The sequence below is a fragment of the Micromonospora lupini str. Lupac 08 genome, from assembly GCF_000297395.2.
In the GTDB taxonomy this organism is placed as follows: Bacteria; Actinomycetota; Actinomycetes; order Mycobacteriales; family Micromonosporaceae; genus Micromonospora; species Micromonospora lupini.
Genome location: NZ_HF570108.1, coordinates 5,848,427 through 5,864,083 on the forward strand (window position 1 = coordinate 5,848,427; position 15,657 = coordinate 5,864,083).

Annotated in this window: 16 protein-coding genes; 7 read left to right on the top strand and 9 right to left on the bottom strand. The window is 72.7% G+C overall.

Annotated elements, in window-relative coordinates; translation table 11 throughout:
• The first annotated feature begins 168 nt into the window (after nucleotides 1-168).
• Together MILUP08_RS27710 and MILUP08_RS27715 are read left to right on the top strand one after the other, a co-directional pair.
• Entirely contained in the window at nucleotides 169-828 is a 660-nt protein-coding gene (locus MILUP08_RS27710; RefSeq protein WP_007464029.1) for a PadR family transcriptional regulator, read from the top strand.
• Nucleotides 829-988: 160 nt separating this feature from the next.
• The gene (locus MILUP08_RS27715; RefSeq protein WP_007464030.1) at nucleotides 989-2,203 is read left to right on the top strand and encodes an FAD-dependent monooxygenase; all 1,215 of its coding nucleotides are present in this window, start codon (nucleotides 989-991) and stop codon (nucleotides 2,201-2,203) included.
• A 46-nt stretch (nucleotides 2,204-2,249) separates the two neighbouring features.
• Here MILUP08_RS27715 and pepN read toward each other — a convergent pair whose 3' ends face one another.
• Entirely contained in the window at nucleotides 2,250-4,766 is a 2,517-nt protein-coding gene (gene pepN, locus MILUP08_RS27720) for an aminopeptidase N (RefSeq protein ID WP_007464032.1), read from the bottom strand.
• Nucleotides 4,767-4,834: 68 nt separating this feature from the next.
• On the opposite strand from pepN, the gene MILUP08_RS27725 reads away from it, so the two are divergent.
• Nucleotides 4,835-5,053 (top strand): DUF397 domain-containing protein, encoded by a 219-nt coding sequence (locus tag MILUP08_RS27725; protein ID WP_007464035.1) that lies wholly within the window; start codon nucleotides 4,835-4,837, stop codon nucleotides 5,051-5,053.
• A 51-nt stretch (nucleotides 5,054-5,104) separates the two neighbouring features.
• Here MILUP08_RS27725 and MILUP08_RS27730 read toward each other — a convergent pair whose 3' ends face one another.
• Complete coding sequence (locus MILUP08_RS27730) at nucleotides 5,105-5,491, bottom strand: hypothetical protein (RefSeq protein ID WP_007464038.1); 387 nt, start codon at nucleotides 5,489-5,491, stop codon at nucleotides 5,105-5,107.
• A gap of 219 nt (nucleotides 5,492-5,710) precedes the next feature.
• Between MILUP08_RS27730 and MILUP08_RS27735 the strand changes: the two genes are divergently transcribed.
• Nucleotides 5,711-6,955, top strand: coding sequence for a cytochrome P450 (locus MILUP08_RS27735; RefSeq protein ID WP_007464040.1), 1,245 nt, complete (start codon nucleotides 5,711-5,713; stop codon nucleotides 6,953-6,955).
• 52 nt (nucleotides 6,956-7,007) lie between these two features.
• Here the strand turns inward: MILUP08_RS27735 and MILUP08_RS27740 are convergent, their stop codons facing one another.
• Entirely contained in the window at nucleotides 7,008-8,177 is a 1,170-nt protein-coding gene (locus tag MILUP08_RS27740; RefSeq protein WP_007464042.1) for a zinc-dependent alcohol dehydrogenase, read from the bottom strand.
• Nucleotides 8,174-8,812, bottom strand: coding sequence for an SRPBCC family protein (locus tag MILUP08_RS27745; protein ID WP_007464043.1), 639 nt, complete (start codon nucleotides 8,810-8,812; stop codon nucleotides 8,174-8,176). The genes MILUP08_RS27740 and MILUP08_RS27745 overlap by 4 nt, the downstream gene beginning before the upstream one ends.
• Nucleotides 8,813-8,977: 165 nt before the next feature.
• On the opposite strand from MILUP08_RS27745, the gene MILUP08_RS27750 reads away from it, so the two are divergent.
• Nucleotides 8,978-10,027, top strand: coding sequence for a glycosyltransferase family 2 protein (locus tag MILUP08_RS27750; protein ID WP_007464045.1), 1,050 nt, complete (start codon nucleotides 8,978-8,980; stop codon nucleotides 10,025-10,027).
• A 90-nt stretch (nucleotides 10,028-10,117) separates the two neighbouring features.
• Here the strand turns inward: MILUP08_RS27750 and MILUP08_RS27755 are convergent, their stop codons facing one another.
• From MILUP08_RS27755 to MILUP08_RS27765, 3 genes are read right to left on the bottom strand one after another with little or no spacing between them, the layout of a single operon-like run.
• Complete coding sequence (locus MILUP08_RS27755; protein WP_007464047.1) at nucleotides 10,118-10,768, bottom strand: DUF3618 domain-containing protein; 651 nt, start codon at nucleotides 10,766-10,768, stop codon at nucleotides 10,118-10,120.
• The gene (locus MILUP08_RS27760) at nucleotides 10,765-11,232 is read right to left on the bottom strand and encodes a phage holin family protein (protein ID WP_007464049.1); all 468 of its coding nucleotides are present in this window, start codon (nucleotides 11,230-11,232) and stop codon (nucleotides 10,765-10,767) included. Before MILUP08_RS27760 ends, MILUP08_RS27755 begins: the two co-directional genes overlap by 4 nt.
• Before the next feature lie 31 nt (nucleotides 11,233-11,263).
• Nucleotides 11,264-12,094 carry a hypothetical protein gene (locus MILUP08_RS27765; protein WP_007464051.1) on the bottom strand — a complete coding sequence of 277 codons (831 nt, stop codon included), beginning with the start codon at nucleotides 12,092-12,094 and terminating at the stop codon, nucleotides 11,264-11,266.
• A gap of 231 nt (nucleotides 12,095-12,325) precedes the next feature.
• On the opposite strand from MILUP08_RS27765, the gene MILUP08_RS27770 reads away from it, so the two are divergent.
• Complete coding sequence (locus MILUP08_RS27770) at nucleotides 12,326-12,817, top strand: DUF4383 domain-containing protein (RefSeq protein ID WP_007464053.1); 492 nt, start codon at nucleotides 12,326-12,328, stop codon at nucleotides 12,815-12,817.
• Nucleotides 12,818-12,893: 76 nt separating this feature from the next.
• Nucleotides 12,894-13,553 carry a DUF6766 family protein gene (locus tag MILUP08_RS27775; RefSeq protein WP_007464055.1) on the top strand — a complete coding sequence of 220 codons (660 nt, stop codon included), beginning with the start codon at nucleotides 12,894-12,896 and terminating at the stop codon, nucleotides 13,551-13,553.
• A 39-nt stretch (nucleotides 13,554-13,592) separates the two neighbouring features.
• Here the strand turns inward: MILUP08_RS27775 and MILUP08_RS27780 are convergent, their stop codons facing one another.
• Nucleotides 13,593-14,042, bottom strand: coding sequence for a GNAT family N-acetyltransferase (locus tag MILUP08_RS27780; RefSeq protein ID WP_007464057.1), 450 nt, complete (start codon nucleotides 14,040-14,042; stop codon nucleotides 13,593-13,595).
• 70 nt (nucleotides 14,043-14,112) lie between these two features.
• Entirely contained in the window at nucleotides 14,113-15,585 is a 1,473-nt protein-coding gene (gene obgE / locus MILUP08_RS27785) for a GTPase ObgE (protein WP_007464059.1), read from the bottom strand.
• Nucleotides 15,586-15,657: the final 72 nt, after the last annotated feature.

Genomic DNA, 15,657 nt, shown 5'->3' on the forward strand with positions numbered 1-15,657 from the left:
GCTGATCGACTCGCTTCCTGCGGTGATCGACTCGGCTTCCTGGAAATCGGTGGGTCGCGCCGGCCCGGAAGCCGCGACTTCATGAAACGCGAGTCGATCACTCCCAGACGGCCCCGGCGTGCGTATACTCGTAAACGAGTAATCGCTCGCGAGCAACGGAGGCCTGTCGTGTCGAAGCGGCGCAAGGTCGGCAATCTGCTGGCGCTGGCCGTGCTGTCCGCCCTGGTCCAGCGGCCCATGCACCCGTACGAGATCGCCACCACCCTGCGCGCCTGGGGCAAGGACCAGGACATGGAGTTCAAGTGGGGATCCTTCTACACGGTGATCCGCAATCTGGACAAACACCGCATGATCGAGGCGGTGGAGAGCGTCCGTGACTCCCGGCGCCCGGAACGCACCGTCTACCGGATCACCGAGGTGGGCCGGGCGGAGCTTGTCGACTGGGCGCGCGAGCTGGTCGCCACCCCGATGCCGGAGCATCCCCGCTTCCGCGCCGGGCTGTCCGTGCTCGCCGCACTGCACCCCGACGAGGCCACCGACCTGCTGCGGCAGAGGCTGGCCCTGCTGGAGGACGCGCTCCGCCGCGACCGCGAGACGCTCGACACCCACCTGCGGGAGATCCCCCGGCTGTTCCTGGTGGAGTCGGAGTACGACCTGGCCATGCGAGCCGCGGAGGCGAACTGGCTGCGGGCCCTGCTCGCCGAGCTGACCTCGGGCAGCTACCCGGGGCTGGACACGTGGCGGGCCTTCCACGAGACCGGCGAGATGCCGGCCGAGCTGACCGAGCTGGCGGAGAGGACCAGCAGAGCCCCGGACACCACCGACTGAACAGACAGCTCCGGCGGGGTGCGCCAACACCCCGCCGGAGCCCTACCTCGAACCGACACCTGAGCAGGCACCCGGCCCGAAGCGGCAACCACGAGGATAACCGGGTTCCCTCCCAGGTCGGTTTCGTACGCACGCACCGACGACACCCAGGGAGAGAACAATGACCACGGTACGAACCGCGATAGTCATCGGCGGCGGCATCGCCGGCCCGGTGACCGCGCTCGCGCTACACCGCGCCGGCATCACCGCCACCGTTCACGAGGCGTACCCGGCCACCGCCAGTGGGGTGGGCGGCATCGGCGGCACCCTCGCGCTCGCGCCCAACGGCGTGGCGGCCCTGCGCACGGTAGGCGCCGACGAGGCGGTGACGGCGACCGCCACCCCGATCGACCGCAGCGTCATGGCCGTCGGCCGTCGGCGCATCGACCTGCCCACGCTGGCCGGGGTGCCGCCACTGCGGGTGGTGCACCGGGCCCAGCTGCACCGCGTGCTGCACGACCGGGCGGTCGCCGAGGGCGTCGCCTTCGCGTACGGCCGGCGGCTGGTGGCCGTCGAGCAGACCGACATCGGCGTGACCGCCCGCTTCGAAGACGGCAGCACGGCCACCGCCGACGTGCTGGTCGGCGCGGACGGCATCCGGTCCACGGTTCGTGGCCTCATCGACCCGGCCGCGCCCGGCCCCCGGTTCACCGGTCTGCTCAGTTTCGAGGCGGTGGCCCGGCACGAGGTCGACGCCGCGCCGGGCACGATGACGTTCGCGTTCGGGCGACGCGGCTACTACCTGTACTGGCCGGAGCCCGGCGGCGGCACCCGCTGGGGCGCCAACCTGCCGCAGCAGCGACCGATGAGCCTCGTCGAGGCCCGCGCGGTGCCTGCGGACCAGTGGCTGGAGACGCTGCGCGCCAGCTACGGCGACGACGACCCGGGCCGGGAGCTGATGGCCACAAGTGTCGCCGACGAACTCCAGGTCGTCGGCTCGTTGCAGATCATGCCGCCCGTGCCGCACTGGCACCGGGGCCGCATGGTGCTGGTCGGCGACGCCGCGCACGCGCCGTCGAACAGCTCCGGGCAGGGCGCCTCGCTCGCCATCGAGAGCGGCGTGCAGCTCGCCCGCTGCCTGCGGGACCTGCCCGACGTGGCGTCGGCGTTCGACGCGTACGTGCGGCTGCGCCGCAACCGGGTCGAGAAGGTGGCCGCCCGCGCGGCGCGGATCAACCACGCCAAGGCCCCGGGGCCGGTCGCCCGAACACTGATGCCGCTGCTGATGCCGCTGCTCGTGCGCACCGCGATGGACCCGGAGCGGACCATCGCCCACGAGCAGCGCTACGTCATCGACTTCGACGCCCCGGTGACGGCGGAGCCCGCGCTGCGCTGAACGCGGGCGCGGGGTGGCCGCCACGCCACCCCGCGCCCGCCTCGGCTCAGGCCGCCGCGGCGGCCACCGCCGTCCGGGCGACAAGCGCGCGCCGCAGGTCGTCGTCCGCGTCGATGACCATCCGGCGCAGGCCCGGCGTCAGGTCGTCGCGGGCCAGCAACGCCGCGGCCGCCTCCCGGGTCGGTTGCGCAACGGCGTAGTGGGGAAACGCCAGCTTCGCCACCCGGTCGGCAGTCCACGAGGTACGCCGACGCGCGGCAGCCGGCATCTCGGTGAAGTACCGCTCGACGTACGGGGCGGTCAGCTCGACCTGCTCGGGCTGCCAGAAACCCTCGGCCGTCGCCTCCAGCAGCCGGTTGGACAGCTCGGTGTCGCGCACGATGATCTCCCAGGCCGCCTGCTTCGCGGCCGGGTCGCCCACGGCGGCCCGACAGCGGGCGGCCCGTTCCGCGCCGGTGGAGCTGACGTCGGCGGCCGCCTCGGCGGCGATCTCCGCCTCCCCGGCCGCGCCCAGCACCACGAGTCGGCGCAGCACGGCCCACCGCAGCTCGGCGTCGACCTTCAACCCCGCCGGCACGTCGCGGCCGGCGAGCCAACCGACGAGCAGGTCCGTGTCGGTGGTCGCGGCGATCCAGCCGCGCGCGGCGGCGAGCTGCAACGACTCCCCCGCCTTGGCGCCGTCCAGCAGCTGCCGGCAGGCCAGGGCGACCCGGGCCAGCGCCGCCGACCGGGCCAGCGGGTCGAGGTAACGGTCCACCAGGGACCGGCTGAGGGCCAGCACGTCCTCCGCGATGATCACCTCGGTCTCCGCGGGCAGTGCCGCGACCATCAGGTCGACCAGGCCGCCGACCGGCCGCTCCCCGTCGGTCACCGCGTCCAGTGCCTCGCTCCAGAGCAGCGCCCGGGTGAGCGGGGCCGCCAGGCCGGGCAGGACCAGCGCGACGGCGTCCGCCGACGCCGGGTCGAGGCGCACCTTGGCGAAGGTGAGGTCGCCGTCGTTGAGCAGCAGCAGCTGGGCCGCCGGCTCGCCGGTCAACTCGCCGAGCACGGTCCGACCGCCGTCGACCGCCGGGTCGAGATCCACCTCGGCACGCCGCACGGTGCCGTCCGCCGCGTACCGGCCCACGCCGATCCAGTGCGGACGCAGCACCGGATGCGACTCGGGCGCGGTCTGCACCACGGCGACCTCGGTGTAGCGGCCGTCGGCGTCCACCGCGACCTCGGCGCGCAGCGTGTTGACCTGCGGCTGGCGCAGCCACAGCTCGGCCCAACCGGACAGGTCCCGGCCGCTGGCCGCGCTCAGGCTGGCCAGCAGGTCGGCGAGGGTGGCGTTGCCGAAACGGTGCGCGGCGAAGTGCGCGTTCAGGCCGGCGAGGAACGCCTCGTCGCCCAGCCACGCCACGAGCTGCCGCAGCACGGAGGCGCCCTTGGCGTACGAGATGCCGTCGAAGTTGCGCAGGCCCTCGTCGGCGTCGGCCACGTCCTGCGGGGCGACCGGGTGGGTGGAGGGCCGCTGGTCGGCCGCGTACCCCCAGGCCTTGCGGCGCATGGCGAACGTGGTCCACGACTGGTCGAAGCGTGTCGCCTCGGCGGTGACCCGGGTGCCCAGGTACTCCGCGAACGACTCGTTGAGCCACAGGTCGTCCCACCAGCGCATGGTGACCAGGTCACCGAACCACATGTGGGCCATCTCGTGGGCGATCGTGGTGGCCCGCAGCTCGCGCTGGGTGTCGGTGACCGCCGAGCGGAACACGTAGTCGTCGCGGAAGGTGACGATGCCCGGATTCTCCATCGCGCCGGCGTTGAACTCGGGGACGAACGCCTGGTCGTACTTGCCGAACGGGTAGCGCTCGGTGAAGAGCTCGTGGAAGCGGTCCAGGCACTGCCGGGTGATGGTGAAGATCTCCTCGGCGTCGGCGTCCAGGTGCTCGGCGAGCGACAGTCGACAGTAGAGGCCCAGCGGCACGCCGTCGTGCTCGGCCCGCCGCACGTGGTACGGACCGGCGATCAGCGAGAAGAAGTACGTGGACAGGGGCGCGCTCGGGGCGAACTCCCAGCGACCCGGGGACGGATTGGCGGCCACCTCGGCGTTGCTGGAGACCGTCCACTGCGGCGGCGCGGTGACCGTGAGGGTGAACGACGCCTTGAGGTCGGGTTGGTCGAACGCGGCGAAGATGCGCTGCACGTTGTCGAGGAAGGTCACCGCGTAGAGGTAGGTCTCGCCGTCGGCCGGGTCGACGAAGCGGTGCATCCCCTCCCCGGTGTTGGAGTACGCCATCTCCGCCTCGACGACCAGGGTGTTCGTCGCGGCGAGGTCGGCCAACGGCAGCCGGTTGTCGGTAAGCGTGCCGGGGTCGAGGTCGCGGTCGTTGAGGCGTACCGCGAGGAGGTTGACGGGCTTGACCTCGGCGAAGGTCGCGGTGCCCGCGGCCGCCCGGAACCGGATCTCGACGCGGGAACGGAACAGGTCCCCGTCGCCGGTCAGGTCGAGGTCCACCTGATAGGACTCGACAGTAATCGCCGCGCCACGCGCGGTCGCCTCTACACGGGTCAGGCTCGGCATCCGCTTATCCTGCCCGATGGGGATCGGCACGCGGTCCCCAGACGGCCCCCGCACTGGAGGAAAGAACCATGGCGCAGCACCCCAAGGGCGACTTCGACCTCTCCCGGGCGGTCTGGCAACGGGCTGAGGGAGACACCTCGGAGAGCGCCGTCGAGGTCGCGTTCGTCGACGATCTGATCGGGATGCGCAACTCCGCCGAGCCGGAGGGCCCCGTGCTCGTCTTCACCCAGGCCGAGTGGGACGCGTTCGTCGCCGGAGCGCAGGACGGCGAGTTCGACCTGGACTGATCGCCAGACGGTCGCGGGTGGCGAGGAACGATCGCCACCCGCGACGCCAGGTCAGGCATCACCGTCGCCCCAGCCGAGACCGCCGGGACCCGGCGCGTGGTGGAAGCCCGGATGCTCGGCGACATCGCCGCAACGCTCCCCGTCCGGGCCGACGGCACCACAGAACAACCGCTCGGCCCGGTGCCAGGCGTCGGCCGGCGACAGGGCCGCCGCGCCGAGGGCCACCTCCGGGCGCAGCAGGCTCAGCGCCTCCGCGTACGCCACTGCCTGCTCGCGGGCGTCGGCCGCGCCCGGCGCGGTGAAGCCCAGGTGCACGGTGAAGAACCGACGCGGCCGCAGCGGCCGACCGGGCGGGCCGATCAGTGGTCGGGCCCGATCCGCGCCCGTCGCCCCGAGCGCCCGCCGTTGCCGCCAGTGCGGCGACCTGTTGTCCTGCATTTCGCCCTCCCCGTGGTCGTGGCCATCGGCCCGCCGGGGGCCGCACCGGCCGACCGGTGATGCCGGCTCACGGCGGCCCCACCAGCAAGCCAACCAGGTTCCGCCGCCCGTGGGAGGGGCCAGCCGACGCGCTGCCGGCGCGGGGATTCAGCGGCGGCAACACGGGTAGATGCAGCGGGGACGACGACGCCGGCCACCACCCGCACCCGAGGAGGCCCGATGGCGACCATGCCGGCCGACCGCACGCCGGACAGCACCCTCGCGCTGCTGCGCGCCGGCTACCGGTTCATCGGTGAGCGGTGCGACAGGTACGGCAGCGACGTCTTCCAGACCCGGATCCTGCTCGCGCCGACCATCTGCCTACGGGGCCGGCCGGCGGCGATGCTCTTCTACGACAACGAGCGCTTCCAGCGGGACAGCGCCATGCCCCTGCGGGTGCAGCGGACGCTCACCGGCCGGGGTGGCGTGCAGGGGCTGGACGGAGCGGAGCACACCGACCGCAAGGCCATGTTCATGTCGATCATGACACCGGCGGCCGTCCAGCGCCTCGGACAGCTCTTCGACGACGAGTGGCGGGCGCGGATCCCCGCCTGGGAGGCGGCCGGGCCGGTGCCGCTCTACGACGAGGTGGGCCGCCTGCTGACCCGGGCGGTCTGCGCCTGGGCCGGCGTGCCGCTGGCCGCGTCGCAGGTCGACCGCCGCGCCGTCGACCTGCACGCCATGATCGAGGGCCCGGCGGTCGTCGGCCCACGGCACTGGCGGGGCCTGCTCGCCCGCCGTCGCGCCGAGCGCTGGATCGGCGACCTCGTCGAACGGGCCCGGACCGGGATCCACCCGGCGCCGGCCGGCAGCCCCCTGGCGATCGTGTCCGAACACCGCGACGCGCGCGGGGCGCTGCTCCCCCGCCGGACCGCCGCCGTCGAACTGCTCAACCTGCTGCGCCCGGTGGTCGCCGTGGACCGGTACATCGTCTTCGCCGCGCTCGCCCTGCGCGACCATCCCGGCTGGCGGGAGAGGGTCCACGGCGACGACGAGGCCACCGGGCAGTTCGTCCAGGAGGTCCGTCGCTACTACCCGTTCTTCCCGATGGCCGCCGCCCGGGTCCGGCGCTCGTTCGACTGGGAGGGCCACCACTTCCCGCGCGGACGGCGGGTGCTGCTCGACCTCTACGGCACCAACCACCACCCGGCGCTCTGGCCCGAACCGGAGCTGTTCCGTCCCGAGCGGTTCGCCGGCCGCCGTATCGATCCGTTCGAGCTGGTCCCGCAGGGCGGCGGCGACCACACCACCGGGCACCGCTGCGCCGGCGAGTGGATCACCATTGACCTGATGAAGCGGGCGGTCACCAACCTGACCGGCAGCATGCGCTACGAGGTTCCGCCGCAGGACCTGACCCTGGACCTGCGGCGGATGCCCGCGCTGCCGCCCAGCGGCCTGACCCTCACCGACATCCGCCCCGCCTGACCCCGTCCCGCCGGTGTCGGGAGGCGCCGGCGGGACAGGGTGGGGCGACGGGTCAGGGGTGCAGGACGCTGCGCAGACAGCCGTCCTGCTTCTTCTCGAACAGCTCGTAGCCCCGGGCACCCTGTTCCAGGGGGATCGGGTGGGTGGCCAGGTAACCGGGGTCGATCTCACCAGCGGCAAGCCGGTCGAGCAGCATGGGGATGTAGCGCTGCGCGTGCATCTGCCCCATCCGCAGCACCAGGGCCTTGTTCATTGCCGCGCCGAGCGGGAACTTGTCGATCAGACCGGCGTACACGCCGACGATGCTCACCGTGCCGCCCTTGCGGCAGGCCATGATCGCCTGCCGGACCGAGGTGGGCCGGTCGGTCTGCAACCGCGCGGACTGCTTCACCCGGTCGTACGCGTAGGTCGGCCCGACGTCGTGCGACTCCATCCCGACCGCCTCGATGCAGGCGTCCGGCCCGCGTCCACCGGTCAGCTCGCGCAGCGCCTCCAGGACGTCGGTCTCCGCGTAGTTGATCGTCTCGACGCCGACCCGCTCCGCCGCTGTGGCCAGCCGGTCCGGAAACCGGTCGATCATGATGACCCGCTCGGCGCCGAGGAGTTGCGCCGAGCGGGCCGCCATCTGGCCGACGCCACCGGCGCCCCAGACGGCGACCACCTCCCCGCCGGTGAGCCCGCAGAAGTCCGCCGCCATCCACCCGGTGGGCATCGCGTCGGAGGCGAACACCACCGAGTCGTCCGGCACCCCCTCGGGTACGCCGAACGCGCCTACGTCGCCGAACGGCACCCGGATGTACTCGGCGTGCGAGCCGGCATAACCACCGGCCGCGTGCGAGTAGCCCAGAATGCCGGCCGGCGAGTGCCCCCACAGCTTCTCCGTGAACACCGGCTGCGGGTTGGAGTTGTCGCAGAGCGAGTACTGCTCGGTCCGGCAGTACCAGCAGCCACCGCAGGCGACCACCGAACCGACCACCACCCGGTCGCCGACCCGGTGCTGCCGTACGCCCGGCCCGACCTCCACCACCTCGCCCATGAACTCGTGGCCGAGGATGTCCCCCTCCCGCATCGCCGGCAGGTACCCGTTGATCAGGTGCAGGTCCGAACCGCAGACGCTGCTGGCCCGCACCCGGACGATGAGGTCCCCCTCGGCGCGGATCTTCGGGTCCGGCACGTCCCGGACTGCCAGCTTTCCGACGCCTTCCCAACAGAGCGCCCTCACGCCCGTCCTCCCGTCATCAGCTTCTCCCGCATCCGGTCGGTCGCCCGCTCCTGGGCCGGACTCCGGCCGGACGGGTCACTCCGGGTGTCGATCACCTGGCCGCACTCGACGAGCGCCTTCACCCGGCGCAGCGTGTCCCGCAGCGCCAGGTCCGGCTCGTCGCCGCCGACCAGCCCGAACAGCCGACGCACGGGCCCCGAGCGGTAGCGCAGCTCGGCGCGGATCTCGGTGCCCCGGCCCTGCGGGGCGTCGGTCAACTCGATGCGCCCCTCCTGCGGCGTCGACGTGTCCTCGACCCGCCAGCGCAGCGCACCCGGCTCGTCGACGGTGATCTCCGCCCGCCACTCGGTGCCACCGCCGGAGGGATCGCGGGCCACACAGCGCCAGCGACGCTCGTCGAGCTGGTCCAGGGTCGCCCACTCGCCGAGGGCGCGGTCCAGCCGCTCGCGGTCGGTCCAGAAACCGATCACCGCGTCCCGGGGCCGGTCCACGGTCACCGCGCGGCGCACCACGTACCAGCCGTCCTGCCGGTCGGGCTGGTGTCGACGCCGACGGCGCGCGACCACCCGCCCGACGCCGACGGCGGTCGCCGTGCCGACACCGAGCAGCGCCCACCTCGTTCCGTTGTTGGTCATGTTCGTCTCCTTCACCCGTCGTCCGGGGATGGACTGCCGTATCGGCACCGCTACCCCCGGTCCGGCGGCCGAAACGACATCCCGGTTTGGACCGTGCCAGGGCGGGCACGTGCAGCGGGCGGCCCGCCCACCGCCGGCCGCGGACCGCCTGCCCAGGAGGCGCCGATGCCCTCGAAGGCCACCGGTGACGCCGCCCGGCGAGCCGGGCACGACCAGCCCGGCACGCCGCCGGCCACCCTGCCGCCGACCACCCCGCCGCCGACCGCCCTGCCGATGGCGTACGTACTGCCGCTGCGCTGGCACACCGACACCGGTCTGGACGAGCTGACCGGCTACCTGCGCCGGTTGAGCGGCCTCGTCGAGGTGCTCGTCGTCGACGGGTCACCCCCGGAACTCTTCGCCCGGCACGCGGCGGCATGGCAAGGGCTGGTCCGGCACCTGCCGCCCGATCCCGCCGGGCGGGGGCTCAACGGCAAGGTGGTCGGAGTGCACACCGGCCTCGACGCCGCACACCACGAACACGTGGTCATCGCCGACGACGACGTCCGGTACGACGAGGCCGGGCTACGCGCCGTGCACCGGCTGCTGGGCCGGGTCGACCTGGTCCGGCCGCAGAACTACTTCGACCCACTGCCCTGGCACGCCTGGTGGGACACCGGGCGGACGCTGCTCAACCGGGCGCTCGGAAACGACTACCCCGGCACCCTCGCGGTACGCCGCAGCACGTTCCTCGCCATGGGCGGGTACGCCTCGGACGTCCTCTTCGAGAACCTGGAGCTGATCCGCACCGTGCGCGCGTACGGCGGAGTGGAGGTCGCGCCGCCCTGGCTGTACGTACGCCGGCTGCCGCCGGACGCGACGCACTTCCGTGGCCAACGGGTCCGCCAGGCGTACGACGACCTGGCCCAGCCGGCCCGCCTGCTGACCGCGCTCGCGGTCCTGCCCGCGCTGGCCGCGGCGGTCGCGTCCCGCAGGCCCCGGCTGCTGCTCGGCACCGCGACCGCTGTCGTCGCCGTGGCCGAGGTGGGCCGCCGCCGCGCCGACGGCGGGGTCGTCTTCCCACCCAGCACCTCGCTGGCCGCCCCGCTCTGGCTGCTCGAACGTGGCTTCTGCAGCTGGCTGGCGGTCGCCCAGCGCCTCCTTCACGGCGGAGTCCGCTACGGCAACTCCCGGATCCGCCAGGCCGCTCGCCGACCGGGCCGACGCGCGCGCTGAGCGGCGTCGGCACCGCCGCCGCGTCGGGGTGGACGTGCGACAGCTCGCGGCCACCGGAGTGACCGCGAGCTGTCGGCGATGCGGGTGGGCTCAGGAACTGACCTGCTGGCGGGCCTGCTGGGCCTGGTCCTTGACGTCCTGGGCGGCCGAGCGGCCGTCGTCCTTGACCGCGTGCACGGCGTCCTGGGCGGTGGACTTCACCGACTCGGCGGCGTGCTGGGCCGGCTCGCGCAGCTCCTCCTTGAGCTCGCTGGCCACCTCGCCCAGCTTCTCCTTCACGGCGCCGCTGTGCTCGCTGACCTTGTCCTTGACCTGCGCGGCGGCCTGCTGCTCCCGCTGGGAGGCCGGGATCAGCGAGGAGGCCAGCCAGCCGACCCCGAAGGCGATCAGGCCGGCGGCCAGCGGGTTGCCCTGCGACTTCTGCCGGATCACCCGGGGCGCGCTGTGGGCGGCGTCGCTCACGGAGGAGGCCGCCGAGTGCGCGGCGTCGCTGACGCTGGAAGCCGCCGAGGAGGCGCGGTCACCCACCGAGTGGGCGGCGTGGCCGGTGCCGTGGCCGAGGTCAGACGCGGTTCCCATGACCTTGTCCCTCACATTCTGCAGCGCGGAACGGGCCCGCTGCTTGCGGTCGTCGACGATGCGGCTCGGGCTGACCTTGTAGGCCAGGGCGTCCACATCGGAGCTGAGGCTGTTGCGGGTGGCTTCGATCTCCCGGCGGATCTGGTCGGGATCGGTGCTCATCGGGTGACTCCCTCCGGGTGGGGCTTGAGCGCGTCGGGGATCCGCTGCACGCTGTCGTTGGTCTGCTTGAGCCCGCGTACGTGCTGGGCGTTCTTCTTGGCCATCGAGTAGAGGACCGCCGCGACCACGGCCCAGATGACGGCCACGATCAGCGCCGCCAGGCCGGAGTCCATGACGTTGTCCAGGAACTGCCACACGGCGATGGAGACGAACAACGCCACCATGTAGCCACCGAAGCCGGCGCCGCCGAAGAGACCCGCGGCCTTGCCGGCCTTCTTGCCCTCCTGGCGGATCTCGGCCTTGGCCAGCTCGACCTCCTGGCGCATCAGCGTCGACAGGTCGGTGGTGACCTGGCGCATCAGGTCACCGAGCGAGCTGCCCTTCACGTCCGCCGCGGTGTGCGGGGCGCCCGCGTCGGGGTGGTAACCGGAGTCCAGGCCGGACCCCTGCGTCGGCATGGTCATGCCGTCGCCTCCCTTCGGATGACTCGGCGCCTCACGGGCGGGGGCTGCCGCTGGACGGCACGCCCGGCAGCGGGTCGGTCTGGGTCACCGGCGGGAGCGGCTGACCGGTGCTGGCCGGCTCGGTGTAGCCACCCGCGCCGCCCGGCGTGGGGTCGCTGTAGCCACCCGGCGTCGGGTCGACGTAGCCGCCGGAGGTCGGCTCGGTGTACGTCCCGGGGGTCGGGTCGAGGTAGCCACCCGGCGGGGTGGCGTCGGCGGCCGTCCGGGGCGCCGGCGGCGGCGTGGGGATCACCGCGGTCTGCTCCGGGTCGTACGCCCCGGCGCCGCGGTAGCCGGCGGAGCCGTTGCCGGAGTGGTCACCGGAGTCGGAGATGCTGCGGGTCAGACGCCCGGCCAGCACGCCGAGCACCGCCGCGCCGACCAGGAAGGTGCCCGGGTTGCGCCGCGCGTAGTCGCGTACCTCGTTGATCAGGTCGCCGGGCTCGCGCTCCTCCAGCCAGCCGGCCACACCGTGCACCCGGTCGGCGGCCTGGCGGGCCAGCTCGCTCACCGGGCCGGCCTGGCCACCCTGCTCGGCCATGGTGCGCATCTCGTCGGCGATCGACCGCAGTCCACCGGCGGCCCGGCGCTGCTGCTCACCGGTCTGGCTGGCGAGCTGGCTGCGCGCCTCGCCGTAGAGGTTGCGGGCCTGCCGGGCGGCCTCGCGGCCGACCTCGGTGCCCTGCTCCTTGGCGGTCTGGGCGACCGCGCCACCGGCGTGCGCCGCCTCGGACCCGACGTGGCGGGCCTGCTCGCGGACGCCACCGCCGTTGGTGGACTCGTGCCCGTACGTGGAAGTCGTGGGTGACAGATCGTAAGTCATGATTTCCCTTCCGCTCAGAAAGTCGTCGCGGTTGTGCTGGGGGGATGCGGCCGTGACGCCGTGGCCGCTGACAACTCACCTACCCTCCGTTTCGCCTTCCATACCTCTTCGTGCATTTCTCTGCGGGACCGGCGGGATCCGCTTCAAAATGGAGGATCGTCGGGCTGCGTCACGTCGCCGCCGCGGACAGTGAGGTTCGTGGGACCGGCAGATCCACCGGAGGGGGCAGGGATGGCACGAGACGCGCGAGGTGGCCGACCCGCTGCGCCCCGGCCCCGGGTGCAGGTGGCCGCGCTGGTCGTGGCCGGCGTCTTCCTGCTGATCGGCATCCTCGGCTACATCCCCGGCATCACCACCGACTACGGCGAGCTGACCTTCGCCGGGCACCACTCGGACGCCAAGCTGCTCGGGCTGTTCCAGGTGTCGATCCTGCACAACGCGGTGCACCTGCTGTTCGGGCTGGTGGGCCTGGCGCTGGCCCGCAGCGTCGGCGGCGCCCGACTCTTCCTGGCCGCCGGTGGGGCGGTCTACCTGGCCCTCTGGCTGTACGGCCTGGCGATCGAGGCGGTCGACGAGGACGCCGGCGCGAACATCCTGCCGGTCAACGCCGCCGACAACTGGCTGCACCTCGCGCTCGGCTTCGGCATGCTCGCGCTCGGGCTGCTGCTGTCCAACCAGGCGGGCACCGGCGGGCGCCTGGACACCCCGATCGACAGGCCCTGAGCTGCGAATTCGCTGGTTTGACGGCGACGGTGGCGTGGGTAGGTGACCAGCCGAGGATCCGTGAAGGGGGTCGATGATGCCTCGCTGGATACGCGACAACGCGCTGGCCGCAGCCATGCTCGGCGCTTTCCTGGTCTTCCTGGTGTTGCAGAGTGTCTTCGGCTGGCAGACCCACAACGAGGAGTTGGCCGAGTTCGGCGCCGCCCCGCTGAGTTGGCCGGCGTACCTCACCAGCGGGCACTTCGCCGAGGCGGTCTTCGAGAACTGGGAGTCGGAGTTCCTCCAGATGGGCGGGTACGTGCTGCTCACCGCGTACCTGGTGCAGCGGGGTTCGGCCGAGTCGAAGCCGCTGGACCAGACCGACCGGCCGGAGGACGACGAGCGCCGCGCCACCGCCCAGTCACCGTGGCCGGTACGCGCCGGTGGCCTTCCGCTGGTGGTCTACCGCAACAGCCTCTCCCTCGCGCTGCTGCTGATCTTCGCCGGCTCGTTCGTCGGGCACCTGCTCGGCGGCACCGCCGCCTACAACCAGGAGCAGGCGTTGCAGAGCGGTGCGCCGCCGATCGGCGTGTGGGACTTCCTCGGCACCAGCGACTTCTGGTTCCAGTCGATGCAGAACTGGCAGAGCGAGTTCCTGGCGGTCGGCGCCCTGATCCTGCTGAGCATCGTGCTGCGTCAGCACGCCTCGCCGGAGTCGAAGCCGGTCACGGTGGCGCACGCCGAGACCGGCGCCTGACCACCACCACCACCGCGGCCGTCGGGCCGACCGCGGCCGTCAGGCCGCGACCGGGAGCCGCTTGGCGAAACAGACGCTGTACGGGTTGCCGACGTACTCGCCGTACACCGGGATCGGTTCGTAGCCGCACGAGGTGTACAGCCCGATGGCCGCCGGAAGGTACGTGCCGGTCTCCAGGCAGACCACCGAGTGCCCCTGCCGGAACGCGCACTCCTCCAGCGCGGCGACCAGTTGACGGGCGATGCCCCGCCCCCGGTACGCCGGCCGGACGTACATCCGCTTGATCTCGCCGGTGGCGGCGTCGAGGGCCTGGAGCCCACCGCAGGCGACCGCCCGACCGTTCACCACCACCGCGAGGTAGCGGACGTCGTCGTGGGGGACGAAGACCTGCCCGTCCAACCCACCGTCGGCCTCGCGCAGCTCACGCTGCTGGGCGACGAGCAGGGCGGCGATCTCGGGATCGGTGGCGGGCCGCGACTCGATCAGCATCACCCAACGCTAGGCGGGATGGATTTCGCGAAGGTTTCCGGAAGTCGTCCCGATCACGGAGAGCAACGGACTACTCGGCGTCGTCCTCGTCGATGTCGTCGACGTCGTCGTCGGACGCGTCAGCGCCCACCTCGTCCGCCGAACGCACCCGCCGGGCCTTGCGCGCGGCGAGCCGCTCCGCCGCCGAGGCCCGGTTCGACTTCTCCTCCAGGCGGACGTCGGTGCCCCGGTTACCGGGCACGAACTCCACACCCGCGTACAACGTCGGCTGCCAGTCGAACTCGCGCTCACCGATCCGGACCAGGTCACCGGGCTGCGCGCCGGCCTTGGCCAGCTTGTCCTCCACGCCGAGCCGGGCCAGCCGGTCGGCGAGGAAGCCGACGGCCTCGTCGTTGTCGAAGTTGGTCTGCTTGACCCACCGCTCCGGCCGGACGCCGCGCACGGTGAACGAGCCGTCCGCCTCGGTCGTGATGGTGAAGCCGTCGTCGTCCACGGCCATCGGCCGGATCACGATCCGGGTCGGCTCGGCGGGCGGCGCGGCCTTACGCTCCGCGTCGACCAGCTCGGCCATCGCGTACGTCAGCTCCTTGAGCCCCTCGCGGGTGGCCGCGGAGACCTCGAACACCCGGTAGCCGCGCTCCTCCAGGTCGGGGCGCACGATCTCGGCGAGGTCCCGGCCGTCCGGCACGTCGACCTTGTTCACGGCCACCAGCCGCGGGCGGTCGGTCAGCCCGCCGTACTGGCTCAGCTCGGCCTCGATGGCGTCGATGTCGGCGACCGGGTCACGGCCGGGCTCCAGGGTCGCCGAGTCGATGACGTGCACCAGCACCGCGCAGCGCTCGATGTGCCGCAGGAACTCCAGGCCCAGGCCCTTGCCGGTCGCCGCGCCCGGGATCAGGCCCGGCACGTCGGCGACGGTGAAGGTGTGGTTGTCCATCCGGACCACACCGAGGTTGGGCACGAGGGTGGTGAACGGGTAGTCGGCGATCTTCGGCTTGGCCGCGGAGATCACCGAGATCAGCGACGACTTGCCGGCCGAGGGGAAACCCACCAGGCCCACGTCGGCGACGCTCTTCAGCTCCAGCACGATGTCCAGCTGGTCGCCGGGCTCGCCCAGCTCGGCGAAGCCCGGCGCCTTGCGCTTGGCGTTTGCCAGCGAGGCGTTGCCCCGCCCGCCGCGCCCGCCGCGGGCCACCTCGAAGGTGGTGCCGGCGCCGACCATGTCGGCCAGCACGGTGCCGTCGGTGGTCTGCACCACCGTGCCGTTGGGCACCTTCAGCACCAGGTTGTGGCCGTTGGCCCCGTCCCGGTTCGACCCGGCGCCGCCCTTGCCGTTGTCGGCCTTGACGTGCGGGTGGAAGTGGAAGTCGAGCAGCGTGGTCACCTGCGGGTCGACCACCAGCGACACGCTGCCGCCGTGCCCGCCGTTGCCGCCGTCCGGCCCGCCGAAGGGCTTGAACTTCTCGCGGTGGATCGAGACACAACCGTGCCCACCATCGCCGGCCTGCAGATGCAGAACGACCCGGTCAACGAACGTCGCCACGGCGTCAATCCTTCCAGCGAGGTCCAACCCCGCACTTCGAAAAAAGCCAAACGGGCCGGGACCCGTAGGTCC

Coding starts and splice junctions, on each gene's coding strand:
- MILUP08_RS27715 (WP_007464030.1), top strand. CDS start 989: ATGACCACGGTACGAACCGCGATAGTCATCGGCGGCGGCATCGCCGGC.
- pepN (WP_007464032.1), bottom strand. CDS start 4,766: ATGCCGAGCCTGACCCGTGTAGAGGCGACCGCGCGTGGCGCGGCGATT.
- MILUP08_RS27725 (WP_007464035.1), top strand. CDS start 4,835: ATGGCGCAGCACCCCAAGGGCGACTTCGACCTCTCCCGGGCGGTCTGG.
- MILUP08_RS27730 (WP_007464038.1), bottom strand. CDS start 5,491: ATGCAGGACAACAGGTCGCCGCACTGGCGGCAACGGCGGGCGCTCGGG.
- MILUP08_RS27735 (WP_007464040.1), top strand. CDS start 5,711: ATGGCGACCATGCCGGCCGACCGCACGCCGGACAGCACCCTCGCGCTG.
- MILUP08_RS27745 (WP_007464043.1), bottom strand. CDS start 8,812: ATGACCAACAACGGAACGAGGTGGGCGCTGCTCGGTGTCGGCACGGCG.
- MILUP08_RS27750 (WP_007464045.1), top strand. CDS start 8,978: ATGCCCTCGAAGGCCACCGGTGACGCCGCCCGGCGAGCCGGGCACGAC.
- MILUP08_RS27755 (WP_007464047.1), bottom strand. CDS start 10,768: ATGAGCACCGATCCCGACCAGATCCGCCGGGAGATCGAAGCCACCCGC.
- MILUP08_RS27760 (WP_007464049.1), bottom strand. CDS start 11,232: ATGACCATGCCGACGCAGGGGTCCGGCCTGGACTCCGGTTACCACCCC.
- MILUP08_RS27765 (WP_007464051.1), bottom strand. CDS start 12,094: ATGACTTACGATCTGTCACCCACGACTTCCACGTACGGGCACGAGTCC.
- MILUP08_RS27770 (WP_007464053.1), top strand. CDS start 12,326: ATGGCACGAGACGCGCGAGGTGGCCGACCCGCTGCGCCCCGGCCCCGG.
- MILUP08_RS27775 (WP_007464055.1), top strand. CDS start 12,894: ATGCCTCGCTGGATACGCGACAACGCGCTGGCCGCAGCCATGCTCGGC.
- MILUP08_RS27780 (WP_007464057.1), bottom strand. CDS start 14,042: ATGCTGATCGAGTCGCGGCCCGCCACCGATCCCGAGATCGCCGCCCTG.